This is a genomic window from Streptomyces sp. NPDC049627, from assembly GCF_044465645.1.
In the GTDB taxonomy this organism is placed as follows: domain Bacteria; phylum Actinomycetota; class Actinomycetes; order Streptomycetales; family Streptomycetaceae; genus Streptomyces.
Window position 1 is genome coordinate 547,523 of record NZ_JBITLW010000004.1, and the last position, 26,008, is coordinate 573,530.

Annotated in this window: 18 protein-coding genes; 6 read left to right on the plus strand and 12 right to left on the minus strand. The window is 70.6% G+C overall.

What is annotated here, in order from left to right:
- Nucleotides 1-149: 149 nt before the first annotated feature.
- Nucleotides 150-929: a transcriptional repressor LexA gene (gene lexA, locus ACIBU0_RS14180; protein WP_093911680.1), complete on the plus strand. Its 780-nt coding sequence runs from the start codon at nucleotides 150-152 to the stop codon at nucleotides 927-929.
- Nucleotides 930-1,161: 232 nt separating this feature from the next.
- On the opposite strand, the gene ACIBU0_RS14185 is transcribed toward lexA, so the two are convergent.
- The 4 genes from ACIBU0_RS14185 to ACIBU0_RS14200 form a co-directional block, all read right to left on the minus strand.
- The gene (locus ACIBU0_RS14185) at nucleotides 1,162-3,144 is read right to left on the minus strand and encodes an ATP-dependent DNA helicase (protein WP_398816737.1); all 1,983 of its coding nucleotides are present in this window, start codon (nucleotides 3,142-3,144) and stop codon (nucleotides 1,162-1,164) included.
- 584 nt (nucleotides 3,145-3,728) lie between these two features.
- Nucleotides 3,729-4,562: a GNAT family N-acetyltransferase gene (locus ACIBU0_RS14190; RefSeq protein WP_398816740.1), complete on the minus strand. Its 834-nt coding sequence runs from the start codon at nucleotides 4,560-4,562 to the stop codon at nucleotides 3,729-3,731.
- A 151-nt stretch (nucleotides 4,563-4,713) separates the two neighbouring features.
- Nucleotides 4,714-6,654 (minus strand): IucA/IucC family protein, encoded by a 1,941-nt coding sequence (locus ACIBU0_RS14195; RefSeq protein WP_398816743.1) that lies wholly within the window; start codon nucleotides 6,652-6,654, stop codon nucleotides 4,714-4,716.
- A gap of 529 nt (nucleotides 6,655-7,183) precedes the next feature.
- Complete coding sequence (locus ACIBU0_RS14200) at nucleotides 7,184-8,878, minus strand: diaminobutyrate--2-oxoglutarate transaminase family protein (RefSeq protein ID WP_398816746.1); 1,695 nt, start codon at nucleotides 8,876-8,878, stop codon at nucleotides 7,184-7,186.
- A gap of 356 nt (nucleotides 8,879-9,234) precedes the next feature.
- Here ACIBU0_RS14200 and ACIBU0_RS14205 point away from each other — a divergent pair, with 356 nt between their 5' ends.
- The gene (locus ACIBU0_RS14205) at nucleotides 9,235-10,455 is read left to right on the plus strand and encodes a trypsin-like serine peptidase (protein WP_398816749.1); all 1,221 of its coding nucleotides are present in this window, start codon (nucleotides 9,235-9,237) and stop codon (nucleotides 10,453-10,455) included.
- Nucleotides 10,456-10,634: 179 nt separating this feature from the next.
- A complete protein-coding gene (locus ACIBU0_RS14210) occupies nucleotides 10,635-11,843 on the plus strand; it encodes a trypsin-like serine peptidase (RefSeq protein ID WP_398816752.1) in 1,209 nt (402 codons plus the stop codon).
- Nucleotides 11,844-12,639: 796 nt separating this feature from the next.
- Here ACIBU0_RS14210 and hflX read toward each other — a convergent pair.
- The 6 genes from hflX to miaA form a co-directional block, all read right to left on the minus strand.
- Nucleotides 12,640-14,133, minus strand: a complete 1,494-nt coding sequence (gene hflX / locus ACIBU0_RS14215) for a GTPase HflX (protein ID WP_398816755.1) — start codon at nucleotides 14,131-14,133, stop codon at nucleotides 12,640-12,642.
- A 193-nt stretch (nucleotides 14,134-14,326) separates the two neighbouring features.
- A complete protein-coding gene (locus tag ACIBU0_RS14220) occupies nucleotides 14,327-15,949 on the minus strand; it encodes a M1 family metallopeptidase (protein WP_398816757.1) in 1,623 nt (540 codons plus the stop codon).
- Between the two features lie 180 nt (nucleotides 15,950-16,129).
- On the minus strand, nucleotides 16,130-18,349 hold the full coding sequence (locus tag ACIBU0_RS14225) for a RelA/SpoT family protein (protein WP_398816760.1): 2,220 nt from the start codon (nucleotides 18,347-18,349) through the stop codon (nucleotides 16,130-16,132).
- A gap of 298 nt (nucleotides 18,350-18,647) precedes the next feature.
- Complete coding sequence (dapF, locus tag ACIBU0_RS14230) at nucleotides 18,648-19,517, minus strand: diaminopimelate epimerase (RefSeq protein ID WP_398816763.1); 870 nt, start codon at nucleotides 19,515-19,517, stop codon at nucleotides 18,648-18,650.
- 93 nt (nucleotides 19,518-19,610) lie between these two features.
- The gene (locus ACIBU0_RS14235) at nucleotides 19,611-20,114 is read right to left on the minus strand and encodes a hypothetical protein (RefSeq protein WP_398816929.1); all 504 of its coding nucleotides are present in this window, start codon (nucleotides 20,112-20,114) and stop codon (nucleotides 19,611-19,613) included.
- Between the two features lie 108 nt (nucleotides 20,115-20,222).
- The gene (gene miaA / locus ACIBU0_RS14240) at nucleotides 20,223-21,161 is read right to left on the minus strand and encodes a tRNA (adenosine(37)-N6)-dimethylallyltransferase MiaA (protein WP_398816766.1); all 939 of its coding nucleotides are present in this window, start codon (nucleotides 21,159-21,161) and stop codon (nucleotides 20,223-20,225) included.
- Between the two features lie 290 nt (nucleotides 21,162-21,451).
- Here miaA and ACIBU0_RS14245 point away from each other — a divergent pair, with 290 nt between their 5' ends.
- Nucleotides 21,452-21,625 (plus strand): gliding motility protein, encoded by a 174-nt coding sequence (locus ACIBU0_RS14245; RefSeq protein WP_398816769.1) that lies wholly within the window; start codon nucleotides 21,452-21,454, stop codon nucleotides 21,623-21,625.
- Nucleotides 21,626-21,649: 24 nt separating this feature from the next.
- Nucleotides 21,650-21,946 carry an antitoxin gene (locus ACIBU0_RS14250; protein WP_398816772.1) on the plus strand — a complete coding sequence of 99 codons (297 nt, stop codon included), beginning with the start codon at nucleotides 21,650-21,652 and terminating at the stop codon, nucleotides 21,944-21,946.
- A gap of 75 nt (nucleotides 21,947-22,021) precedes the next feature.
- Here ACIBU0_RS14250 and ACIBU0_RS14255 read toward each other — a convergent pair whose 3' ends face one another.
- Nucleotides 22,022-22,750, minus strand: coding sequence for a class III extradiol dioxygenase subunit B-like domain-containing protein (locus ACIBU0_RS14255; RefSeq protein WP_398816775.1), 729 nt, complete (start codon nucleotides 22,748-22,750; stop codon nucleotides 22,022-22,024).
- A 90-nt stretch (nucleotides 22,751-22,840) separates the two neighbouring features.
- Entirely contained in the window at nucleotides 22,841-24,367 is a 1,527-nt protein-coding gene (gene miaB / locus ACIBU0_RS14260; RefSeq protein ID WP_398816777.1) for a tRNA (N6-isopentenyl adenosine(37)-C2)-methylthiotransferase MiaB, read from the minus strand.
- Nucleotides 24,368-24,711: 344 nt separating this feature from the next.
- Here miaB and ACIBU0_RS14265 point away from each other — a divergent pair, with 344 nt between their 5' ends.
- Nucleotides 24,712-25,569 carry an alpha/beta fold hydrolase gene (locus ACIBU0_RS14265; RefSeq protein ID WP_398816780.1) on the plus strand — a complete coding sequence of 286 codons (858 nt, stop codon included), beginning with the start codon at nucleotides 24,712-24,714 and terminating at the stop codon, nucleotides 25,567-25,569.
- The last annotated feature ends 439 nt before the right edge of the window (nucleotides 25,570-26,008 follow it).

The window sequence follows — 26,008 nt, forward strand, 5'->3', positions numbered from 1 at the left end:
CTTTTGCCCGCCGGACAGTGCGTTAGCCATACACCCAGACACATGATCGCGTCAGGCGATTCGCGATTTTTCACTCGAACGTGTGTTTGGCGCAACCTTTCGAAAGCAACTACCGTTGTGCAGCAGGGAGACCATCGAGAGGGGCCGACGTGACCACCACCGCAGACAGTGCCACCATCACTGCCCAGGACCGCTCCCAGGGCCGACTCGAGCCGGTGCATGCGATGAACGAAGCCATGAATCCCGAGGGACACAAGCGCTCCCTCCCGGGCCGACCTCCTGGCATCCGGGCGGACAGCTCGGGGCTCACGGACCGGCAGCGCCGCGTGATCGAGGTCATCCGGGACTCCGTGCAGCGACGTGGCTACCCGCCGTCGATGCGGGAGATCGGCCAGGCGGTCGGCCTGTCGAGCACGTCCTCGGTCGCACACCAGCTGATGGCACTGGAGCGCAAGGGCTTCCTGCGCCGCGACCCGCACCGGCCGCGCGCGTACGAGGTGCGCGGCTCCGACCAGGCCGCCTCGGTGCAGCCCACCGACACCGCCGGTAAGCCCGCGGCGTCGTACGTACCGCTGGTCGGCCGTATCGCCGCCGGTGGACCGATCCTCGCGGAGGAGTCGGTCGAGGACGTCTTCCCCCTCCCTCGACAGCTGGTCGGCGACGGCGAGCTGTTCGTACTGAAGGTCGTGGGTGACTCGATGATCGAGGCCGCGATCTGCGACGGCGACTGGGTCACGGTCCGCCGCCAGCCGGTCGCTGAGAACGGCGACATCGTGGCCGCGATGCTCGACGGCGAGGCCACGGTCAAGCGCTTCAAGCGCGAGGACGGGCACGTCTGGCTCCTTCCGCACAACTCGGCGTACGAGCCGATCCCCGGCGACGACGCGACCATCCTGGGCAAGGTGGTGGCAGTGCTGCGCCGCGTGTGACGGCCGCAGCGGGCGAGCTCGAAGGCGTCGCCCCCTGACCGGGCCCCGGGACCCCTGCGCCGGTTCCGGGGCCCTGTGCTGTGTGGACCCCGGTTGTGCTCTGCGGTCCCTGGCTGCCCCGGTGCCGCGCGGAACCCGGTCATCAGCGGATTCGGACGGGGGGCTTGCCGCAGGCGGGCTTATCGCAGGCAGGCCTATCGCAGGCACTTCGACAGGCCAACCCTTGTCACTCCTACGCCCGGTCCGCCTCGGCCTGCTTCGCCGCCGCATCGATCGCCGCGAGCGACTTTCGGACCTGATTACGGTCCGTCGTGTACCAGAAGTCGGGCAGTGAGGCCTTCAGATAGCTCCCGTACCGGGCCGTGGCCAGTCGCTGGTCCAGTACGGCGACCACGCCGCGGTCCCCCGACGCCCGTACGAGGCGGCCCGCGCCCTGGGCCATCAGCAGTGCGGCATGGGTGGCGGCGACCGCCATGAAGCCGTTGCCGCCGGCGTCCTCCACCGCCTTCTGGCGGGCGCTCATCAGCGGGTCGTCCGGGCGCGGGAACGGGATCTTGTCCATGACGACCAGCTGGCAACTGGGGCCGGGGACGTCGACGCCCTGCCAGAGGGACAGCGTGCCGAAGAGACAGGTCTTCGGATCGGCCGCGAAGTTCTTGATCAGCTCGCCGAGTGTCTCCTCACCCTGCAGGAGGATCGGGAACTCGGGGATACGGGAGCGAAGCTCCTCTGCGGCCAGCTGAGCGGCCCGCATCGAGGAGAACAGGCCGAGCGTGCGACCGCCGGCGGCCTGGATCAGTTCGGTCAGCTCATCAAGCATGTCCGCGCGATCGCCGTCCCGTGCTGGGCGGGACAGGTGCTTGGCGACGTACAGGATGCCCTGCTTGCGGTACTCGAAGGGCGAGCCGACGTCCACGCCCTTCCACTGGGGGAGATCGTCGCCCTCCGTGCCCTCGGGGGCGAGGCCCAGGGACGCGCCGACGCCGTTGAAGTCGCCGCCCAGCTTCAAGGTCGCGGAGGTCAGGACGACCGAGCGGTCCGCGAAGAGCTTCTCCCTGAGGAGTCCCGACACGGACATCGGAGCCACGCGCAAGGACGCTCCGAAGCGGTCGTGACGCTCGTACCAGACGACGTCCCACTCGGAGCCGTTGGTGATCCGCTCCGCCACGTCGTGGACGGTCTCGACCGAGGCCAGCGCCTGCTTGCGGACCGCGTCCTCGTCCTGCACGGACTTGTCGCGAGTGGCGCCGATCGCCGAGATGACCGTGCGGCAGGCATCTCGCAGCGCCATGAGCGCGTAGGCGAGATCTTCGGGGATCTCCTCCAAGCGGCCCGGCAGGGCCAGCTCCATCAGCCGTTCGAAGCCCTCGGCGGCGGTCTGGAGCTGGTCGGCGGCCTTCTCGTTGACGAGCTTCGCGGCGCGGCGTACCGCGCGGTTGACCTGTCCGGGAGTGAGTTCGCCGGTGGCGACTCCGGTGACCCGGGAGACCAGTTCGTGCGCCTCGTCGACGATCAGGACCTCGTGCTGCGGGAGGACCGGGGCGCCCTCGATGGCGTCGATGGCGAGCAGCGCATGGTTGGTGACGACGACCTCGGAGAGCTTGGCACGCTCACGGGCCATCTCGGCGAAGCATTCGGCGCCGTAGGCGCACTTCGAGGCGCCGAGGCACTCCCTCGACGACACCGACACCTGGGCCCAGGCCCGGTCGGACACACCGGGCGTCAGGTTGTCGCGGTCGCCGGTCTCCGTCTCGTCCGCCCAGTCCCGCAGCCGCAGCAGGTCCTGCCCCAGCTTGCTGGTGGGTGCGGCCGCCTCGAACTGGTCGAAGAGGCCTTCCTCCTCGTCCTGGGGCACGCCCTCGTGCAGGCGGTGCAGACACAGGTAGTTCGACCGGCCCTTGAGCATCGCGAACTCGGGGCGACGGCGCAGCAGCGGGTGCAATGCCTCGACAGTGCGCGGCAGGTCCCGCTCCACGAGCTGGCGCTGCAGGGCCAGGGTGGCAGTCGCCACGACGACGCGCTCCCCGTGCGCGAGCGCGGGCACCAGATAGCCAAGCGACTTTCCGGTGCCGGTCCCGGCCTGGACCAGCAGATGGGAGCCGCCGTCGATCGCCTCCGCGACGGATTCGGCCATGGTCACCTGGCCGGGGCGCTCCGTACCGCCGACAGCAGTGACGGCAGCATGCAGGAGTTCGGGGAGTGAGGGCTTTGTCATAGCGCGACCACCCTACGGCCCGGCACTGACAAACGGGCGATCACGGTGGAGACGAGGGGCTGGATCAAGACCGGGGGTTCCTCGGGTGGGGATCGGTTCGGTTCGGGTGGGAGTGAGGTCGGTTCGATTGAGGTCAAAGGTGGTTCGAGTGGGATCGCGACCTGTTCGGAGGTATCCGCGACGGTTCGGGTCCGGCCAGGGCCGGGGTACGGATTCCGGGCGGAGCGCTTCGTGAGGTTGATCGGCTTGTCCTGGGCGGTGGCGGCTCGACTGTGAGTGGGGCGGGGTCTGAGCCCGTCGTGGTCAGCGCCCGCCGGTCAGCGACGGTTGCGGTCTGCGACGGTTGCGGTCTGCGTCCGTTGTGGTCTGCGTCCGTTGTGGTCTGCGTCCATTGTGGTGGTCGGTGAGCCCGACGCCGCTCGCCGCGCATCTCAGGGAATCGATCCGGTCATGGTCAAGATCGGCCCGGCCGGAAATCGGGGCGGCAGGAAGTCGAGTCGGCAGGCCCCGAAATCGGTTGGCCGGGAGTGGGAACCGGTTCGGCGCGAGCGGTGTACCAAAAGTGACGACGCTGCGACGTGGCGTCACATCAGATGACGCAGGCTCCGGTCTCTGACCATGAGGGCGGCCCGCTTGGCGGGAAGGTCGATCTCGGCGGAGAACCGGAAGCCTGCGGTCAGGAAAGCAGCGACAGAAGGGGTGTTACAGATGTCGGGTTCGGCGACGACGCGAGCACAGGCGGGCCGCATGGCAAGGATGAGGTCGGCGACGGCTCGGAGAAGGGTCCCACCAAGCCCTCGCCCACGGTCGCCGACGGCACCGATGAGGAGATGGACTCCGGTGTCATGGGGCCGAGCGGGGTAGTGCCGGGCCAGTGGATCGAGGTCGGCTCGGTAGATCTCCCAGTAGCTCATCGGCGTGCCGTCCAGCATGCCCAGGCAAGGAACGCTGCGCCCGTCGGCGGAGAGCTGGGACCACAGATGCTCCTCAACGGTGGTCTGAGATCCGGCGAGTCCCCAGAACGCCGCGACGGCAGGGTCGTTCATCCACCGGCTGATGAGCGGGAGGTCTCGTTCGACGCGTACGGGAACGAGGTGCAGCGCTCCTCCTGGCGTGCTGATGGGCCCCCAGTCGGCGACGTGGTCGAGTAGATCATCGGTGATCGGGAGGACGGAGGCGGGTGCGGCCGTGCCGGCACCGCGCGCGCTCCGCGCGCCGTCCGCACTGCTGCCCTCTGCGAAGAGCGCCACGAATTCGTCGGGCAGGCGCAGGTCCAGCGTGTCCTCACCGTCTGCGCTGTCTGTGCCTTTGCCGACGGCCCTGTGGATCGGGCGCTCACGGCTATCCGGGCTCATGGCGATGCCGATGTCCGTGACGGGGGCGGTAGCGGCATGGGCACTCGCGTCGGTGGGAGGCACAGTGACGCTCCTCTCAGGAGGGGGGGTGGGTCATGTTCCCCAGAGATGAAGGAAGTTGGTGAAAACCAGAGGCATCGGTCGCGGCGCAGGGAATCGGCGGCGTCGGTCGACGGTGGTCGAAGTGCGGCGGAAATCGGCAGGACAGAGGTGGTCAGCAATGCAGGGGGTTGGCGATGGTGACGTAGACGGACTGGGTGTCGACCGGGCCGACGAGTTCATCGAGGCCGTGCAGCCGGGTCAGCAGGTTGGCCTTGCAGCGCAGAACCGGTGAGTCGAGCAGGTGGGCAGGCAGTGATGTGCGCAGGCCGGCGGGACCGGAAGCGATATCGCCCAGGAAGCGGCGGAAAGCAGCGAGCAGCAGCTGTTCGTCGGCGAGACGCTGGGAGCCGAAGGCTCCGATGAGCCCCAGGACGTTGTTGATCGCGAGGTAGTAGGCGAAGCGCTCGTCGGCGACCTCGTCCGAGACGAAGGTGTCGCTGTGCTCACCGATGCCGGGCAGTCGGGCGTCGAGATCCGCGTGCCGGGACTCACGGAAGTAGTAGCCCTGGTTGTCGCGGTAACGGCCGCCGGAAGGCCAGCCGTCGTCGTCCAGGAGGAGCACCGTGTTCTGCTGGTGTGCCTCCAGGGCGATTCCGGCCTCGGAGTCCAGCCACAACACTGGTCGGACGACCTGTTGGAGGTAGCGAAGGAACCACTCGGCGGCCACGGCCCCGCGGGGACGGCCCGTCCTGGCGGCGAGATACATGATGACCTCGGCAAGACGGGACTGGAAGGGCTGCGTGTCCGGCCCTGGGCGACTCGCGGCGGTGTCGGTCTGTGCCAGAGGGCAGGGCGAGACGAGTCCGGCTACACAGGACACATCGTCGGAAGGCGTGAACGGGTTGTGCCGGATCATCACGTCGAGGCCGGCCAAGGGGCCACCGTCCGGCGCGTCGACGGCAAGCCAGGCCGGGTCGCGAACGATGTCGAACCCCGGGTGCACGGCTTGCCACTGTGCGGAGAGGCCGCTGCGCAGGAGCCGATGAACCTCGACGCCGCGGTGCAGTTCCTTGCGGAGGTTCTCACGCCGGGAGTTGGTGATGCGCAAACCGAGCGACAGCTTGAGCATGGCCGTGGCGTCGGATCTGTGGACGGTTCGGACGGAGGAGGTGGGATGCCACGGTGCGCCGTGGACGCCGAGGTCCCGGAGCAGCCCTGCGTCGAGCAGAGCCGCGATCTCGGGACGTTGCTGGGCCTCGCGCCATTGCCAGGGATGGAGAGGCAGGGCCGCGTAGCCGTCGGGCAACGGCAGCCGAGAGTCGGCCAGACGGGCCGTGAGCTGGGTCGCGGGCACGACACGACCGCGCTCGGTCCATGCCGAGTCGGTGACCAGGAGGGAGGGAGCGACCGCCAGCCAGTTCAAGGAGAAAGAACCGCGCAACTCGGGTGAGTACAGCCGTGCTTCGGACTCGGAGAGACCCTCGCGACTCTTCGGCGTCGGGTGGAGCGGGTGTCCGAGCATGAGTGCCTGCTCGGCCGTGAGAAAGAGGTCGGAGCCCTTGGCGGGCTTGCGCCGGCGTTCATTGATGAACGTGACGGTTCGTCGGACGGAATCGGCGACGCGTGCGACGAGGTCGGTGGCAGCGGAACCGGTGTCTGCTGCCCCGGACGTCTCCCTCGCGAGCAGTGCGGCAAGGGTGACGGCGTCGGTCGGTGGGGAGTGGTCCGGTGCGTCGGCCAGACGTGGCGGGCCGAAGCGGTGCCACCCCGTCGCGGACCAGTAGCGGACCGGGATCAGAAGGGCCGTTCCGGTGGCAGGCAAGGGGATGCGGAGGGTCCCGTTGTCGGGGGCTAGGACGTTGGTCTCGCGTACCCAGCAGCGGAGCAGGTTCTCCACGGCGGCGGCCTGGGCCGCAATGTGTGGGTCGGGATGCTCCAGGAGGTCGGCAGAGGCGCTGTGCACCCGCTCGGTGCGCGGAGGGGCTGCCTGCGCCGGCGCCCGTACCGGCACTGGCGCACCGGCACCTCCCCGCGCCGGCACGCGTTCCTGCGGCGCGCCGCGCTCCAGTGCCGGTGGGCTTGGCTGTGCGGGGGCGCCTACCCGTGGGGGCATCCGTGAGGCTGCGGGCGCGCCTGCCTGTGCTGGCGTACTTGCATCTGCGGGCGTACCTGCATGTGCCGGAGTACCTGCCAGTGCGGGCGTATCTACCTGGGCAGATGCCCCTGCCTGTGCGGATGTGGCCATCGGTGCTGGAGCGCACCCCTGCCCGCGAGGGGTCGGCGCGGTCGTTGATGCGGGCGTCTCTTGCTGGGGGCGGTGTGCGGCGTGTGCGGCGGAGGAGCCTCGCGCTGGGCTGTCGGCACGGCCGTCGGATGCAGGGGTGGTGATCAAGGTTGGTCCTCTTGAGGTGGTTCCGGCTCGTGCGGCGACGGGCGCCGCTGCGCGATGAGGGTGGGCGTGGGCTTGAGATGCCGGGTTCCGGGAGTACGGATGAAGGGGTTTGTCAGTTGGAGCGTGGTTCGGAGGAGAAGCGATGGGTCGCTGGGGAGTGAGGCGTGGCTCCGGAGGGGGTGGGTCGCCCGATGCCGACGGGAGCGCACCGAGCCGGGTGCGCGTCGGCACGCCCTCATCGCCTGCCGCGCTACCCCGCCCACTCGGCACGGTCGTCGTGCCGACGGCGCCGTGGGTCCGGCTGGTGCGTACGGTCATGACCGTTGTGGGCGCGGGACACTGCGTCCACGGCGTCGGCCAGCCGGTCCAGTACCGCGGCTGCCTGTTCGTCGCTGATGGTCAGGGGCGGCAGCAGCCGTACGACGCTGGAGTGGCGGCCGCCGATTTCGATGATCAGGCCGCGGCGCAGACACTCCTGCTGGATGGCGGCCGCAAGGTCGGGGGCGGCGGGTCGGGGGCGGCCATCTGGGCCCTGCGCTGCCGCCACCCCGGTGCTCCGGCCGGTGCCGGCGAAGCCCACGGAGGTGCCGCGCGCATGTCCGGCAGGATCGAGCCCCACCGCACCGCCCCTGCCGCCCGCAGCACGACCGCGATCAGCCGCAGCGCCCCCTTCGGCCTGGTGGGGAACGCCTCCGTTCCCATCATGAGCAGCCAAGTGGTCCAGTGCCTGCTCGTCTCCCGCCTGCTCAACGCCCGCCAGGGTCGCAAGGCGGCCTTCTCCCCGCCGGGCGTCGTTTCCCGGCTCCACCACCTCGATCCCGATCATCAGCCCCCTGCCGCGCACATCACCGATGCAGGCGAAGTCCTCTGCGAGTCGGCGCAGTTGGTTCAGCATGCGCGAGCCCAGTTCAGCGGCCCGCTCGGCGAGCCGGTTCTCGCGGACGTAGGCGAGTGTCGCCATACCGGCGGCCATGGCGAGCTGGTTGCCGCGGAATGTGCCGGCGTGAGCGCCGGGCTGCCACGCGTCGAGGTCGTCGCGGTAGACGATGACGGCCAGAGGAAGGCTGCCCCCGATGGCCTTGGACAGGACCATCACATCGGGAGTGACACCGCTGTGCTCCACCGCCCAGAAGGCACCGGTGCGCCCGACTCCGGTCTGAACCTCGTCGGCGATCAGTGGGATGGATCGGTCGGCCGTGATCTGCCGCATGCGCTGCATCCAGACGTCGGGGGCAGGGATCACTCCACCCTCTCCCTGGACGGGTTCGAGGATCATCCCGGCGGGACGCGGCACTCCGGATTTGGGGTCGTCCAGGACGGACTCGGTCCAGCGGGCGGCGAGTTCGGCGCCTCGTTCGCCGCCGACCCCGAAGGGGCAGCGGTAGTCCTGCGGGTAGGGCAGGCGTGCGACCCGTACGTCGTAAGCGCCTCCGGATGCTTCGAGCGCTCCGGCGGTCATCCCGTGGTAGGCGCCGCTGAAGGCGAGAATTCCGGTCCGTCCGGTCGCGGCCCGGACGAGTTTGAAGGCGGCCTCCACCGCGTCGGTGCCGGCCGGTCCGCAGAACTGCACACGCGCGTGGTCGGCGAGACCGGGCGGCAGGGTGTGGAACAGCTCGGTGATGAAGGCGTCCTTGACGGGGGTCGCCAGGTCGAGGACGTGCAGGGGAGCGCCCGAGTCGAGGACCTTGCGGATGGCTTCCAGGACGACGGGGTGATTGTGTCCGAGCGCCAGCGTTCCGGCGCCCGAGAGGCAGTCCAGGTAGCGGCGACCGTCCGCACCCTCGATGGTCAGCCCCCGTGCTCGTACCGGCACGATCGGCAGGGCACGGGCGTAGGTGCGAGCCGCCGACTCGCGCGCCGACTGCCGCCGCAGGATCCCCTCGTGCACGGCGCGCGCCCCCGCCGGCTCGGACGTGTCCCCCCGCAAAGATTCGGTCACGGCCATGGCTCCCTGTCCTCCCGCTGTCCAGGGGCGAGCAGGTCTCTCGCGTCCTCGCCCGACCCGACATACGAAGCCCCGCGAGCGTCCACTCGAAACTCCGGGGAACTGGGCACTGGGGACCACCCACGGGCAGCGGGCCCCCAACCGCTACCAACCCCCGACCGTGCACCGGGTTACGGGTTGCTTCAAGATCCTTGCCGTAGCGAAACCGTTGCCGTTCCGTGGGAACTCCCCCACAGCGACCGCATAGTGTGTGGTGCCGTTCCAACGCGCCGTGGCGACCCCGCGAAACCAGCAGGTGATCAGAGGGAGTTCACGGCCGCTGCGCCTAGTACTGCCACCCCAGGGGGAGTTAGACCATGCGATCGATACGGCCGTCGTTCACCGCTCGCCGAGAGAGGGGCGCGCGCCGCAGAACTTCCCCGCTGCCCGTGGTCGCGCTCGCCGCGGCACTGGCCTTCACCGTCACGGCCTGTGAGTCGGGCGATGCGGAGGCGGGCGGCGAGGCCACCGCGTCCGCGGCGGCCGGAGGTGAAGGCAAGATCACGATCCCGGACGACATCAAGGACAGGCTCAAAGAGCACGGGATCGACCTCGACAAGTGGAAGGACGGCGCCTGGAAGAAGTGGGACAAGGACGACTGGCTGCGTGAGGCCAAGGACTACATCAACCCGATCATCGAGGGGCTGTGGGACCCGGACCGCATGCGGGAAGCGGAGGACCCGGACCGCGGTGTCGACGACAGCGACCTCTCCGGTGACCAGGGTGTGACCGACCCGACGCCGGAGCCGGTGGACGCGCAGGCCGTGCCGCCTGCGTACCACGCCAACGCCCCCGAGGCGGGCAAGGTGTTCTTCGACTCCCCCGAAGGCACGATGGTCTGCTCGGCGACGGTCGTGCAGGACCCGGCCCACCCCGGCAAGTCCAACATGGTGTGGACCGCGGGCCACTGTGTGCACGCCGGCAAGAGCGGCGGCTGGTACCGCAACATCGCCTTCGTGCCCTCGTACAACAACGCGGGCATGGCCACGACGGAGTTGGAGGGCGCCACCCGGGAGAAGGTCGCTCCGTACGGCGTCTGGTGGGCCGACTGGGCGCAGACCTCGGACCAGTGGATCGCGAAGGGCGGCCCGACGGGCGGGGACGGCGCCTCGTACGACTTCGCCGTGCTGCATGTGAAGCCGGAGGCGGGGAGCAACGGCAAGTCCCTTGAGGAGACGGTGGGTTCGGCTCTTCCGGTGGACTTCAACGCCCCGGCCGTGCCCGACGTGGAGAGCATCAAGGCGATCGGTTACCCGGCCGCGGCGCCGTTCGACGGGCAGAAGCTGTACCAGTGCCAGGACAAGCCGGGTCGGCTGTCGCTCAACGCGTCGGACCCGACGATGTACCGCATCGGCTGCACCATGACCGGCGGTTCGTCCGGTGGTGGCTGGGTCGCGGCGGGCTCGGACGGCAAGCCGGCGCTCGTGTCCAACACCTCGATCGGGCCGGTGGAGTCGGGCTGGCTCGCAGGTCCGCGGCTGGGCAAGGAGGCCAAGGGCATCTTCGACTCGGTGAGTGAGAAGTTCGCCGGTCAGTGAAGTTCGCGGGACGCGGTCGGTGACGGCACGGTGGGCACCGGCGGCGGGGCGGTGGAGCGGTAGGAGAAACCTTCACCGCCTCACCGCCGTTCGCCCTCAACTCCACGGGCATAGTGGGGTGTCGCGCACCGGGCAGCAGGCCCGACAGCAGAGCACGTTCCAACGGGGGTTATCGCACGATGCGTTCCACACGTACGCCCGCAGCGCCACGGCGCGGGCGGCGCTCCGTCCTCACCGCCACCGGCCTCGTCGCCGCTCTGGCGCTGGCCGTGACCGCCTGTGGCGGCTCGGCGCAGGACGCGGCGAGCGACAAAGCCGCGGCGGCCGCATCCCGAGCCGCCGACACCGGCGACGGAAAGATCCACATCCCGGCCGACATCGCCGACAAGCTCAAGGAGCACGGCATCGATGTCGACAAGTGGACCGACGGCGGCTGGAAGAACTGGGACAAGGACAAGTGGCTCAGCGAGGCCAAGGACTTCGTCAACCCTGTGATCGAGGGCCTCTGGAAGCCCGAGCGGATGCAGTCCGCGAAGGAGGCCAACAAGACGATCACCACGCAGGACGCCTCGGCCGACCAGGGCGTCAGCGACCCTGAGCCGGCGCCGGTCGAGGCCACGGCCGAGAAGACGCCGTACCACGAGAACGCGGCCCCTGTCGGCAAGGTCTTCTTCGACTCCCCCGACGGCCCGGCCGTCTGCTCCGGCACGGTCGTCAGGGACGTCAACCACCCCGGCAAGTCCAACCTGGTCTGGACGGCCGGCCACTGCGTGCACGCCGGTGGCAAGGGCGGCTGGTACCGCAACATCGTCTTCGTGCCGGCCTACAACGATCTGAGCAAGTCCGAAGCGCAGTTGAGGAACGCCGGATCCGCGGAGATCGCTCCCTACGGCAACTGGTGGGCCGACTGGGTCTCGACGTCGAACGAGTGGATCAAGGGCGGCTCGGAGACGGGCGGCGCGGGTGCCGCGTACGACTACGCCGTCCTGCACGTCAAGCCGGAACAGGGCAGCAAGTCGCTGGAGGAGACGGTCGGCGCCGCACTCGCCGTGGACTTCTCGGCTCCGTCGGCGACCGAGGTCGCCACGATGGGCGCCTGGGGCTACCCGGCGGCACCGCCGTACAACGGCCTGCGGATGTTCAAGTGCCTCGACCGGCCGGGCCGCCTCGCGCTGAGCCCGACGCTGCCGACGATGTACCGCATCGGCTGCACGATGACCGGCGGTTCGTCCGGCGGCGGCTGGTTCCGGGTGGTGGACGGCGAGACGAGGCTGGTGTCGAACACGTCGATCGGCCCGCAGGACCACACCTGGCTCGCGGGCCCGCAGCTGGGGGCGAACGCCGAGGCGCTGTACGAGAACATGAGCCAGAGGTACGGCGGTCGGTGACCCGCGGGGACAGTCACGCCCGGACGCGCCCGTCTGAAGGCCCGCTCCCCTGCGGGCGCCTTCCAGGGGTCGTTGCAACACCGCGGTGAGTTGATCAAACCGCGAGCAGTGCGGACAGACGCTCGGCTGGTGTTCCAGCCGAGCGTCGTGCGGGGGCGGCTGCTGAGTTCGGTGGTGACAGCGTCGAGGTCTTGCAGGTGTGCCGGATCAAGTTGGCGGGGAATGGCGTCGGACAGCGAGGGCGAGCGGCACGACGACGGCGGTTGCACGGAGAGCGGTGGAACCCGGGCCGCCGCTGTTGCGCCGGTTGCGGCGGACGTAGCGCGGGGCGACTACCTCGGGCTGGGCTGGGCCCCGGCCGGCGCTCCTGGATGGACGTGCCCTCGGAGACGACAGCCACCCTGGACCTGCTGCCCCGCCTCCCTCGGCGTCGTAACGGCGAAGGCCGGGAGCTGCGCCGCGAAGTACTGGCCACCGGCGGATGGTGGACCTCTCCCGCAGCCGGTCGGCGTTGTGGATCCGCTCGCCCTCGTGCAGGTACCGGTAGACGCCGGAAGGCGGCACCGCCGGTCGAACCGTTGGTGCCGCCTTCTGTTGCGGTCGGCATTGCGCCTTTCGCGCGGTCGTCGGCCGGTCTTCGGGTTGATGCCGACGACCTGGCCTGCCTAGTCGCTGCTCAGGCCAGTCCATCGCATCCCCTGAACCGGGGTGTTGCGACGACCGCTAGAACGGAAGCGTGAGGGGGCGGGCCTTCCGCGATCTGCTCGGCCGGCCTGCGAGACCGGCTCCACGACACTCAGACCGTCGGCGCCGGAACATACGGCGCGAGATCCGCCGCCAGTTCCTCGTGCACCCGCACCTTGAGCAGCGTGCCCTCCGGGGTGTGCTCCTCGGAGATCACCTCGCCCTCGGTGTGGGCACGGGCGACCAGCTTGCCGTGCGTGTACGGCACGAGTGCCTCGATCTCGACCGACGGGCGCGGCAGCTCGTTGTCGATCAGCGCGAGCAGCTCGTCGATGCCCTGGCCGGTGCGGGCCGAGACCGCGATGGAGCGCTTCTCGATCCGCAGCAGCCGCTGCAGCATCAGCGGGTCGGCCGCGTCGGCCTTGTTGATCACGACGATCTCCGGTACGTCGGTGGCGCCGACGTCCCTGATCACCTCGCGCACGGCGGCCAACTGCTCGTCCGGGTTCGGGTGCGAACCGTCCACCACGTGCAGGATCAGGTCGGAATCACCGACCTCCTCCATCGTGGAGCGGAACGCCTCGACCAGGTGGTGCGGCAGGTGGCGTACGAAGCCGACGGTGTCCGCCAGCGTGTAGTGCCGCCCGCCCGGCGTCTCGGCCCGGCGCACGGTCGGGTCGAGGGTGGCGAACAGGGCGTTCTCGACCAGCACGCCCGCGCCCGTGAGGCGGTTGAGCAGGGAGGACTTGCCGGCGTTCGTGTAGCCGGCGATGGCCACCGACGGCACCTTGTTGCGCCGGCGCACCTGGCGCTGGATGTCGCGGCCGGTCTTCATCTCCGCGATCTCCCGGCGCATCTTCGCCATCTTCTCGCGGATCCGACGCCGGTCCGTCTCGATCTTGGTCTCACCGGGACCACGGGTGGCAAGCCCGCCGCCCTTGCCGCCGCCCATCTGCCGGGACAGCGACTGACCCCAGCCTCGCAGCCTCGGCAGCATGTACTGCATCTGCGCGAGCGCGACCTGCGCCTTGCCCTCTCGGGACTTGGCGTGCTGGGCGAAGATGTCGAGGATCAGGGCCGTACGGTCGATGACCTTGACCTTGACGACGTCTTCGAGGTGGATGAGCTGGCCCGGGCTGAGCTCACCGTCGCAGATGACGGTGTCGGCGCCGGTCTCCAGCACGATGTCCCGCAGCTCCTCGGCCTTGCCGGAGCCGATGTAGGTGGCCGCGTCCGGCTTGTCGCGGCGCTGGATCACGCCGTCGAGCACGAGCGCGCCCGCGGTCTCCGCGAGGGCGGCGAGCTCGGCCAGCGAGTTCTCCGCGTCCTGCACGGTCCCCGAGGTCCAGACACCGACGAGCACGACCCGCTCCAGGCGGAGCTGGCGGTACTCGACCTCGGTGACGTCCTCGAGCTCGGTGGAGAGGCCCGCGACGCGGCGCAGAGCCGCGCGGTCGGAGCGGTCGAACTGGTCGCCGTCCCGCTCTCCGTCGATCTCGTGGCTCCAGGCGACGTCCTCTTCCATCAGGGCATCGGCCCGAAGACCTTCGGGATAGCTGTGCGCCAAGCGCTGAGTGTCCTGGGAAAAGGAAGAAGAGGAGGTCATTGGGTCCTTACGTCGATGGGCAATCCGTTTGTGCCGACGGTGGCAGTGACACCGGCAGCTTCGGAAGGGGTTCGTGGCACCGGGGAACTGATCCGTCACTGCTCACAACGCACGAGTACCCCGGGAGATTCCCGTGTCCCGTGCCGTGCCGACCTGAAGATGGTCGCACGGCACGGGGCGTCTCGTCACCGCCTTATTTCGCGGTCCGCGCGGTCTTCGCGACCTTCCCGGTCTTCCCGGTCTTCCCAGTCTTCCCGGTCTTCCCGGTGGTCCCAACCTTCCCGGCATTGCCGGTCTTCCCAGCCGCCTTCTTCGGGTCCGCAGCCTTCCACTCCGGCTGACCTGGCATCGGCGGGGTCTTCTTGCCGTAGAGCCAGGCGTGCATGAACCCGTGGAGGTGGCGTCCGGAGACCTCCTCCGCGAGCGCGACGAAGTCCGCGGTCGAGGCGGCTCCGTGCTCGTGGCGGCTCACCCAGGCGCGTTCCAGGCGCTCGAAGGCCGGGCGGCCGATCTCCTGCCGGAGGGCGTACAGGACCAGGGCCGCGCCGTCGTAGACGCTGGGCCGGAAGATGCCGGTCTTCTTGCCGGGCTCCGGCGCCTTGGGGGCGGCGGGTGGTCCGCCGGCCGCACGCCAGCGGTCGGAGGCGGCGTACGCGGCCTTCATCCGTGCCTCCAGCGGCCTGCCCGCCTTCTCCGCCGCGTACAGGGCCTCGTACCAGGTGGCGTGCCCCTCGCTGAGCCACAGGTCGGACCAGCTGCGCGGGCTGACGCTGTCGCCGAACCACTGGTGCGCCAGCTCGTGCACCATGATCGACTCGATGTACCACTTGGGGAAGGCCGCCTCGGTGAAGAGTCCCGTCTCGAAGAGAGAGAGGGTCTGGGTCTCCAGCTCGAAGCCGGTCTCGGCGTCGGCCATGAGCAGGCCGTACGTCTCGAAGGGGTACAGGCCGACCTTGCTCTCCATCCAGGAGATCTGGCCGGGGGTCTTCTTCAGCCACGGTTCCAGCCGCTCACGCTGCCCGGTGGGCACGACGTCCCGTACGGGCAGTCCGTGCGGGCCGCTGCGGTGCAGCACGGCGGAGCGGCCGATGGACACCTGGGCGAGCTCGGTGGCCATGGGGTGGCCGGTGCGGTACGTCCATGTCGTCGCCTTGCCCGTACGGTCCACGCCGGTCCGCAGACCGTTGGCGACAGCCGTGTAGCCGTTGGGCGCGGTGACCCGGATGGTGAACAGCGCCTTGTCGGAGGGGTGGTCGTTGCACGGGAAGACGACGTGGGCGGCGTCGGCCTGGTTGGCCATGGCGAGGCCGTCGGTGGTCCGCACCCAGCCGCCCTCCCGGTCGGCTCCGTACTTGGGGTCGCTGGTGTGCCGCACGGTGACCTGCACCCAGCTGCCCTCGGGCAGCGGCTCCTCGGGCGTGATCACGAGGTCCTCGCCGGCACTCCTGAACGACGCCGGCTGCCCGTCGACCTCGACGGACTGGACCTTGCCGTGGGCGAAGTCCAGATTGAGGTGTTCCAGCTCCGCGGTCGTCCAGGCGTCGATCCTGGTGACGGCCTGGAGGGGCTTGCTGTTGGTGCCCGGATAGGTGAAGGAGAGGTCGTACGAGGCCACGTCGTAGCCGGGGTTGCCCAGGTACGGGTACAGGCGGTCGCCGACACCCAGGGGTGTGGCGGGGCCGCTCGCGGCGATGAGGCAGGTGGAGACGGCCAGGGCGAGCAGCGCGGGCGTCTTGAGGCGCCGGGTGGACCGGGGACGAGGACGAGGGGCGCCAGGGACTGGTCGCCGAGGCTCGGTGCGGGGGGTGAGCAGCATGCACCACCGCTATCAGCGCCCGCGTGCCGCGCGTCGACGACTCGCGACCGGCACACTCGAACGGGTGTGTAGCGGCGTTTCAGGGGTCGAGGAGCCAGAGAGTCGGAGGAATCGGAGAGACAGAGGAGCCGGAGGAGGCGAGCGTGGTGCGCGGCCCGCACGGGGCTCGCACCGGGACCCTCACGCCCCCGGCGTGTGCGGCTGCGCCCTCCTCACGTCGTACACGCCCGCCACGTTCCGCATGGCCCGCATCAGCCCCGGGAGCTGCGCCGCGTCCGGGAGCTCGACCGTGTAGGTGTGGCGGACTCGCTGCTGGGTCGGGGGCTCGACCGTCGCCGAGACGATTTCCGCGCCCTCCAGGGCCATCGCTTCGGTGAGGTCCGCCAGCAGGTGCGGGCGAACGAACGATTCGGCGACCAGCGTGACCCGGCACTCGGTGGTGTCCCCCCAGCGCACGCCGACCTCCGCACGCCCCGCGCTCTTCATCCGCGCCACCGCGGCGCACTCCACGCGGTGGACGGTCACCACTCCCCCGCGCACGGAGAACCCGGTGACCTCGTCCGGCGGTACGGGCGTACAGCAGCCGGCGAGGCGTACGGTCGCGCCGGGCGGGTCGACGAGGACGCTTGCGTTCGTGGAGCGACCGGCCGGCGCGGCGGCGGACCGGAATTCCGGCCCCTCGGCAGCCGGACGGACGGCCGGTTCCGCCGAGCCGGCCTCCAGGCTCGCCGATCCGTCCGCTGCGGCCGGGACAGGCGCCGGCCCGGGCTTCTCGCCCCCCTGGGTGTCGCCCTGCGGCGGATGGGCGGCCAGCCACCGCTGGATGGCGATCCGGGCGGCCGGCGTGTGGGCGTGCTCCAGCCACTCCCTGGACGGCTCCGAGGCCGGGTCCTGGCCCATGAGGAGCTGGACGGTGTCACCGTCCCGCAGGACGGTGCTGAGCGTCGCCAGGCGACCATTGACGCGGGCGCCGATGCACGCGTGCGCGTCCTCGCCGTACTGCGCGTACGCGGCGTCCACACAGGTCGCGCCCTCGGGCAGGCCCAGGGTGCCGCCGTCGGGCCGGAAGACGGTGATCTCGCGGTCCTGGGCGAGGTCCTCGCGCAGGGTGGACCAGAAGGTGTCCGGGTCGGGTGCGCCCTCCTGCCAGTCGAGGAGGCGGGACAGCCAGCCGGGACGTGTGGGGTCCGCGCGCTCGCCGTCGCTCGAAGCGGCCTGCTCCTCCGACGGAGGAGCGTAGGGATTGCCGAGCGCGACGACGCCGGCCTCGGCGACCTTGTGCATCTGGTGGGTGCGGATGAGTACTTCGGCGACCTGACCGTCCGCGCGGGCGACGGCGGTGTGCAGCGACTGGTAGAGGTTGAACTTGGGGACGGCGATGAAGTCCTTGAACTCCGAGACGACGGGCGTCATACAGGTGTGCAGTTCACCCAGGACGCCGTAACAGTCCGCGTCCTCGTTCACCAGCACCAGCAGCCGCCCGAAGTCGGCGCCGCGCAGCCGGCCGCGCTTGCGGGACACCCGGTGTACGGATACGAAGTGCCGCGGCCGGATGAGGACTTCGGCCTGGATGTCCGCCTCGCGCAGGACCTTGCGCATCTCGTCGGCCATCTCGGCGAGCGGGTCGTCCGTGCGGGAGGCATTGTCGACGATCAACTCGCGTGTGTGCTCGTACTCCTCGGGGTGCAGGATCGCAAAGACCAGGTCTTCCAGTTCGGTCTTGAGCGCCTGGACGCCGAGCCGTTCGGCGAGCGGGATGAGGACGTCGCGGGTCACCTTGGCGATGCGGGCCTGTTTCTCGGGGCGCATCACCCCGAGGGTGCGCATGTTGTGCAGGCGGTCGGCGAGTTTGATCGACATCACGCGGACGTCGTTGCCGGTGGCGACGAGCATCTTGCGGAACGTCTCGGGCTCGGCGGCTGCGCCGTAGTCGACCTTCTCCAGCTTCGTCACGCCGTCGACGAGGAAGCGGACCTCCTCGCCGAACTGGTCACGGACCTGATCGAGCGTCACCTCGGTGTCCTCGACGGTGTCGTGCAGCAGGGAGGCCGTCAAGGTGGTGGTCTCGGCGCCGAGTTCGGCGAGGATGAGCGTCACGGCGAGCGGGTGCGTGATGTACGGCTCGCCGCTCTTGCGCATCTGGCCGCGGTGCGAGGACTCGGCCAGCACATAGGCGCGGCGCAGCGGTTCGAGGTCCGCGTCGGGGTGGTGGGCGCGGTGGGCGTCGACGACATGGCTGATCGCGTCGGGCAGCCGGTCGCGGGCTGCCGGGCCGAGCAGCGCGGCCCGGCCGAGGCGGCGCAGATCGAGCCGGGCGCGGGCCTTCCTGCGGGGCACGGCAGGCGTCGCAGGGCCTGCTACCGGGCCTGGCGTCGCGGGGTTCGTGGCCTCCGCACTCATGGGCACCTCCGGCTGCGTGGACCGGCGGACGGGGTGCCCCATGGCGGACACGGCTCAGGGGATGGCGACTTCTCCCCCGTCCGGGCCGGTGCTTGATGCTATCGAGCCCATCACGTGCGGCTGACCGCCTCTCGCCGAGCGTGAAACGGATCACCCATTCGAGCGAGGGTTCAGAGGTTTACGGTTTCGCGCCATACAGCGAACCGGAGTTCGCGATTCCGAAGCGTGTCCGCGGAGCTCACGACCGACTCTCAGGCCATGAGCTCCGCAAAGCTCTGATGCCAAGTCACGGAACCGCTCAGCGACCGAGCGTTTCCAGCCACTCCGCGTCGATCTCACCCTCGGCCACGATCACCGCGGGGCCGGTCATCTCGATCTCGCCGTCGGGCCGCTCGGTGATCGCCAGGGTGCCGCCGGGCACGTCGACGGTGTACGTCGCGGGGGCACCGGTGACCGCCGGGTCGGCCCCGTCGCGCCGCGCGGCGGCCACGGCGACGGCACACGCGCCCGTGCCGCACGACCGGGTCTCGCCTGCCCCGCGCTCGTGCACGCGCAGCGCGACATGCCCAGGTCCCCGGTCGACCACGAACTCCACGTTGACCCCGTCCGGGTAGGCCGAGGCCGGGCTGAACGGCGGTGGGGAGCACAGGTCGCCGGCGTGCGCGAGATCGTCCACGAAGGCGACGGCATGGGGGTTGCCCATGTTGACGTTGCGCGCGGGCCAGCTGCGCTCGCCGACACTGACCGTGACGTCTCCCTCGGGGAGCCGCGCCCTGCCCATGCCGACCGTGACGTCGCCGTCCTTGGCGATGTGCACGGTCTTCACGCCCCCGCGCGTGGCGACGGTGAGGTCGCCCTCGGCGACGTGTCCGGCGCGCTGGAGGTAGCGCGCGAACACACGCACGCCGTTGCCGCACATCTCCGCGACGGAGCCGTCGCCGTTGCGGTAGTCCATGAACCACTCGGCCTCGGCCGCCATGTCCTGGGCCTCGGGGTGCGCCGCGGATCGCACCACATGGAGCAGTCCGTCACCGCCGATGCCCGCGCGACGGTCGCACAGGGCGGCGACGGCGGCGGGGGGCAGGTCGATGGCGTTCTCGGGGTCCGGCACGATCACGAAGTCGTTCTCCGTGCCGTGACCCTTGAGGAAGGCGATCCGCGTGCTCATTCCTCGATCGTACGGGGTCGCCAGGACAACCCCTGCGTGCGCGGTGCCGTACGGCGACCCACGCAGCACCAGGGCCACCGCGCGCGTGTGAGGTCAGCGCAGCCTTGCCACACGCCACACGGCGAGAACGACCACCACGGCCACCACGAGCACGTATCCGATCAGGACCCGCCAGTCCGGCCGCCGGCCGGAGCCCCGCTGCGGCAGTCCGGGCCAGGTGTAGCCCACCCGGCGGGCGGCCATCATGCCCCAGCCGGCCGCGCAGGAGCAGATCAGCAGGCCCAGCATGGCGATCACGGCCCCGCTGTCGCCGAAGTCGAAGGCCAGCGGGAACGCGAACATCAGGGAGCCGACCGCGGCCAGGGACACGATGGGTGCGAGCTGCCAGATGCGCAGGCGGCGCTGCGGGCGCAGCTCGACCTCGACCTCCGGGCCGCTCGCGTACATCTCCTCGGGCTCGGGACCGTCGTCGGTGACGCCGCCCTCGGCCTCGTCGAGCCCGCCGGGGATCGGACGGTCGCCGTCCTGCTCCCGTTCACCGCCGTCGGCGGTGACGTTCTCGGTGCCTTGTGCGGTGTCGCGAGGGCCGGCCTCCATCGCCACGCGCCCTCCCAACTCGGACTCCACTTGGTCGATCGAAGCTCGATGATGGCATGGCGCCGGAGGCCGGAACGGCGGCCGGAGCGTCCCGATGCCATCACGTGATCAGGCTGTAACCGGTCGTTCGACCAACGCCAATGCGAGCTGCGGAAGTTCTGTGAGATCCGCCGCAGCCCCACTGAGCCAGTGCACCCGTGGATCGCGCCTGAACCATGAATCCTGGCGGCGCGCGAAGCGCTTGGTGGCACGTACGGTCTCGGCCCGCGCCTCTTCGAGGGTGCACTCCCCGGCGAGCGCCGCGAGCACCTGCTGGTAGCCGAGCGCGCGTGAGGCCGTACGCCCCTCGCGCAATCCCTGCGCCTCCAGCGCGCGCACCTCGTCGACGAGTCCGGCGTCCCACATCCGGTCGACCCGGCGGGCGATGCGCTCGTCGAGCTCGGGGCGCGCCACGTCGACACCGATCTGCATCGTGTCGTAGACCGAGTCATGCCCGGGGAGGTTGGCGGTGAAGGGCTGCCCGGTGATCTCGATCACTTCGAGAGCCCGGACGATACGGCGCCCGTTGCTGGGCAGGATCGCCTGTGCGGCCTCGGGGTCGGCGGCGGCCAGGCGGGCGTGCAGCGCACCGGAGCCGCGCAGCGCGAGCTCCTCCTCCAGCCGGGCCCTGACCTCGGGGTCGGTGCCGGGGAACTCCAGGTTGTCCACGGCGCCACGGACGTACAGGCCGGAGCCGCCGACCAGGATCGGCCAGCGCCCCTCGGCGAGCAGTGCGTCGATCCGCTCCCGCGCGAGCCGCTGGTACTCGGCGACCGACGCCGTGACCGTCACGTCCCAGATGTCCAGCAGGTGGTGCGGGACGCCGGCGCGCTCCTCGGGCGTCAGCTTGGCGGTGCCGATGTCCATCCCTCGGTAGAGCTGCATGGAGTCGGCGTTGACGACCTCGCCGCCGAGCTGCCGGGCCAGGAAAACGCCCAGATCGGACTTTCCGGCCGCGGTGGGTCCGACGACGGCGATGACGCGGGGGGCGGGGGGTGCGCTGCTCACCGCCCCAGTCTCGCAAACCTCATGGGGTGGACTCGAACGAGTTACGTGACGGCACGCACGCGGGGTCGTTGCCAGTTGCGAGGTTCTCGCCGCCGGTTTCGCGGAGGCGGCGACCGGGCGGCGCAAACGGACGCACCGGACGACGCGGGATTTCGCCCGCACGAGTAACGTATGGAGTGGATATGGGCGTTTTTGCACGGCTTCTCCGGAGGTCGAAGGCTACGGAGGAGACGTCAACCGCCGCGGCGCAGGCCGACACACCAACGGCCGAACCCGCGGCGGACGAGGCTGTGGAGGCTAGGGAGCCGGCCGAGGCGAAGGCCGAGGAGACGGACGGGTCGGCGGCACAGCCGACGGCAGTGGAGTCCGCCGAGGCCGACGCCGACGACGGCGTCGAGATCCCAAAGCAGCAGTCCGCCGACGAGGTGGCCGACAGTGAGGCCGGCGAGGGCGCCCGCACGTAACTGCCCCGCGCGGGAAGGTGAACCATGCGTCTGATGGACAATTTGAAAGCCAAACTCGCCCCGGCAAAGGACAAGGTCTCCGACTTCGCGCATCGGCACAAGGTCTCCGACTTCGCGCAGCGGCACGAGGACAAGGTCCATCACGGCATCGACCGTGCCGCGAAGGTCGTCGACAAGGGGACCAAGGGCAAGTACAGCGACAAGATCCAGACGGGCACGGGCAAGGCCAAGGGGGCCATGGACCGACTCGCGCACAAGGGCGACGACACGGCGACCGGCAGGAGCACGCCACCGCCGGACGCGCCCCCGCCGACCGCCTGAACGGCATACTCGACGGACGGCCGCGGAGCCTGACGGCTCCCGGCCGTCCGTCGTTTCCGGCCGGGGTCGGCCGCCCTACGACCAGGTCGCGACCAGGTACCCCACGCCGTACGGCGCCGCGTCGTACAGCAAGCCGCCCGCCAGGCCCGCCGCATCGGCGGCGCCGGCGAGGACCTGCCAGGGCGCTCGGCCCGAGGCCTTCAGCTCGTGGGCGAGCTCGATGTCCAGCGTGCTGAGCGCCGCCACGTCCGCCTCGCCCAGCGCGCGCGCGACGGACGCGTCGAAGGGCGCCGCCCGCTCGTCGAGGTAGCCGGGGGCCTTGAGCGTGCGGCAGGCGCTGGCGTCGCCCATCACCAGCAGCGCCACCCGCTCGGCCCGGGCGGCGATGTCCCTTCCGATATCGGTACACCGCTCGGCCGGCAGCGGTTCCCCCACGGCGAGTCCCTCGATCGGGGCATCCGACCAGCCGGTCCGCTCCAGCAGCCACGCGGCCACGGCCAGCGAGGTCGGAAGGCGGCGTTCCGTCAGCACCGGGGCGTCCGTGCCGCCCTCGGCCCGGCCCAGTCGTACGTCGATGTCCACGCCGAAGCCGCGGAACGTGCCCCGCGCTCCTTGCGGATACGCCGCGTACCCGTCCTCCTCGCCGGGCCCCACCACCACGAGCAGGTCCGGCCGGGCGGCCGCGAGCACGCCGAGCGCGTCCGTGCAGGCGGCACGGGCGGCGTCCAGCTCGGGTGCGGCGCCCGCGGCGAGCTCGGGCACGAGGAGCGGCGGGCAGGGGCAGACTGCGGCGGCGACAAGCATGATCGGCAGCCTACTGCGACGCTCCCAGGTCACCCGGGATGCGTCTCCTGCCCGACAGGGCGGGCCGTCGTCGTGGTCCGGGCGGCCCGGTCAGTCGACGGCGCAGCCGCCGGTGACCACCGGCAGGGGCTCCGGCACCCCGATCTTCGGCAGGCCCAGCATCACGCCCGCGGGCTTCGCCGCCTTCTCGGCGTTGCGCTTCTCCCAGGCGTCGCCCGCGCGCGTGCGGCGCACGTCCAGCACCGGGCCCTCGGCGAGGAGGTGGTGCGGGGCGGCGTACGTGATCTCGACGGTCACCACGTCGCCGGGGCGGACCGCCTGCTCCGGCTTGGTGAAGTGGACCAGGCGGTTGTCGGGAGCCCGGCCGGACAGGCGGTGCGTGGTGCCGTCCTTGCGGCCCTCGCCCTCGGCCACCATCAGCTCCAGATTGCGGCCGACCTGCTTCTTGTTCTCCTCCCAGGAGATCTCCTCCTGGAGGGCGACGAGCCGCTCGTAGCGCGCCTGGACGACCTGCTTGGGGATCTGGTTGTCCATGGTGGCCGCCGGGGTGCCGGGGCGCTTGGAGTACTGGAAGGTGAACGCCTGCGCGAACCGGGCCTCGCGCACGACGTGCAGCGTCTGCTCGAAGTCCTCCTCGGTCTCGCCGGGGAAGCCCACGATGATGTCGGTGGTGATCGCGGCGTGCGGGATGGCGGCGCGGACCTTCTCGATGATCCCCAGGTAGCGGTCCTGGCGGTACGAACGGCGCATCGCCTTCAGGACCGTGTCCGAGCCGGACTGCAGCGGCATGTGCAGCTGCGGCATCACGTTCGGTGTCTCGGCCATGGCGGCGATGACGTCGTCGGTGAAGTCACGCGGGTGCGGGGAGGTGAAGCGGACGCGCTCGAGGCCCTCGATGGCGCCGCAGGCCCGCAGCAGCTTGCTGAACGCCTCACGGTCGCCGATGTCTGAGCCGTACGCGTTGACGTTCTGGCCGAGCAGCGTGATCTCGGAGACGCCCTCGGCCACCAGGGCCTCGACCTCGGCGAGGATGTCGCCGGGGCGGCGGTCCTTCTCCTTGCCGCGCAGGGCCGGGACGATGCAGAAGGTGCAGGTGTTGTTGCAGCCGACGGAGATCGACACCCAGGCCGCGTACGCGCTCTCGCGCCGCGTCGGCAGCGTGGAGGGGAACGCCTCCAGCGACTCGGCGATCTCGACCTGCGCCTCCTCCTGCACGCGCGCGCGTTCCAGCAGGACGGGCAGCTTGCCGATGTTGTGCGTGCCGAAGACGACGTCCACCCAGGGCGCCCTCTTCACGATCGTGTCGCGGTCCTTCTGCGCGAGGCAGCCGCCGACCGCGATCTGCATGCCGGGCCGCTTGGCCTTCATCGGGGCGAGGTGGCCCAGGTTGCCGTACAGCTTGTTGTCGGCGTTCTCACGGACCGCGCAGGTGTTGAAGACGACGACGTCCGCGTCGCCGTCCGAGCCCTCGGGCGCGCGCACGTAACCCGCCTCTTCGAGCAGCCCCGACAACCGCTCGGAGTCGTGGACGTTCATCTGGCACCCGTAGGTGCGCACTTCATACGTCTTCGAAGGGGGAACGTCCACTGCCGGGCTCCGGTCGCTGCTGCTGGTCATGGCTCAAGGGTAGGCGCTGACGGGAGAAGGCCGGCACGCGTCCCTTTTCTGCCTCCAGGCCGCAGCACTGTCAGGAATGTGAGGGATTCCACCCTTGTTTCTGCAATGAGAGTTACCTGAGCTTGGTCTTGTGACGGAATGCGTCAGGGCGTGTGAGGTGGTCAGCGATGGCCTGGATGTCAGCGCTCGTTTCAGCAGCCGGGCGGAGCGGGGGTCACGTCGGCCGGGCCGCCGCGTGCCTGTGGGGTCTCCTGCCGGGTGGACCGCCCCTGTTGCGGCGGCCGGCGGCGGGAACCGACGGGGCCTGCGGACGCGTGGTCGTCGGGCCGCGGGCGGCTTGGTTCGTGCAGGGGCAGGCCGCGGACCTCGGTCCCGTCACGGTGGCGTACGAGCGGCAGGGCGTCGGCGAACCCGTCGTCCTGCTGCACGGGCTCGGCTCTCACCGGCTGGTCTGGGATCCGGTCATGCCGCTGCTGACCGAGGAGCGCGAGATCATCGCGATGGACCTGCCGGGGTTCGGCCAGTCCCCGGACCTGGATCCCGGCGTCCCCCGTGACCTGGACACGGCCGTGCTGTGGCTGGGTTCGGTGTTCGCGGAGCTCGGCGCGGAGCGGCCGCACGTGGTGGGCCACTCGCTGGGCGGGCTGATCGCGCTGCGCCTGGGGCAGGCCGGGCTCGCACGGAGCGTGACCGCGCTGGCCCCGGCCGGTTTCTGGACCGGCATGGAGCGGCGCTACACCTACGCCGTGGTGAACGCGGCCAGACAAGGTGTACGGCTGCTGCCGTACCCGGCGTTGGAGGCGCTGGTGCGCACCGCGCCCGCCCGCGCCGTGCTGACCGGCACCCTGTACGGCCGGCCGGAGCTGTGCCCGCCGACGGCCGTGGCTGCGGCGCTGCGGACGCTACGGGACTCGGCGGGGTTCGAGGCCACCCTGGAAGCCGGGCGCGCACCAGGTCTGTTCACCGGCGACATCCCCGATGTGCCGGTGACGATCGCCTGGGGAACCCGCGACCGGCTTCTGCCGCCTCGCCAGGCGGACCGGGCCCTGGCAGCGATCCCGAACGCCCGCCTGGTGCAGCTGCCCGACTGCGGCCACATCCCGATGCTGGACGCACCCGAGCTGGTCGCCCACACGATCCTGCACGCCACCGGATCCGGTGAGCGGCGACAGGAAGGGCGCGGACGCGCCGACGCGCGATGAGGTCCGGGCGACAGCGCCCGCACGCACCAGACACGCGGAGGTCCGCGCGCTGTCCCACCATCGCCCTCCCCGCCCATGAAGCCGCCGGGGCCGCGTGTCCGGGGAGATCAACGCGTAGGCGCCTGCACGAGGGCGGGAGTGAGCGACGGGGTACTGACTGGCGGGGGCCGGCAAAGCCTAGATGCGGGGCCCGCATCTCCTGATGGACCGACGCCAAGGCTGTCCGCCCGAGGCCGACCGACGGAGTGCCAACGGCAGGGGCCGGCAAAGCCGAGACCCGGCACCCGCATGTTTCCGCTGGACCGACGCCAAGGCTGTCCGCCCAAGGCCGACCGACGGAGCGCCAACGGCAGGGGCCGGCAAAGCCGAGACCCGGCACCCGCATGTTTCCGCTGGACCGACGCCAAGGCTGTCCGCCCAAGGCCGACCGACGGAGCGC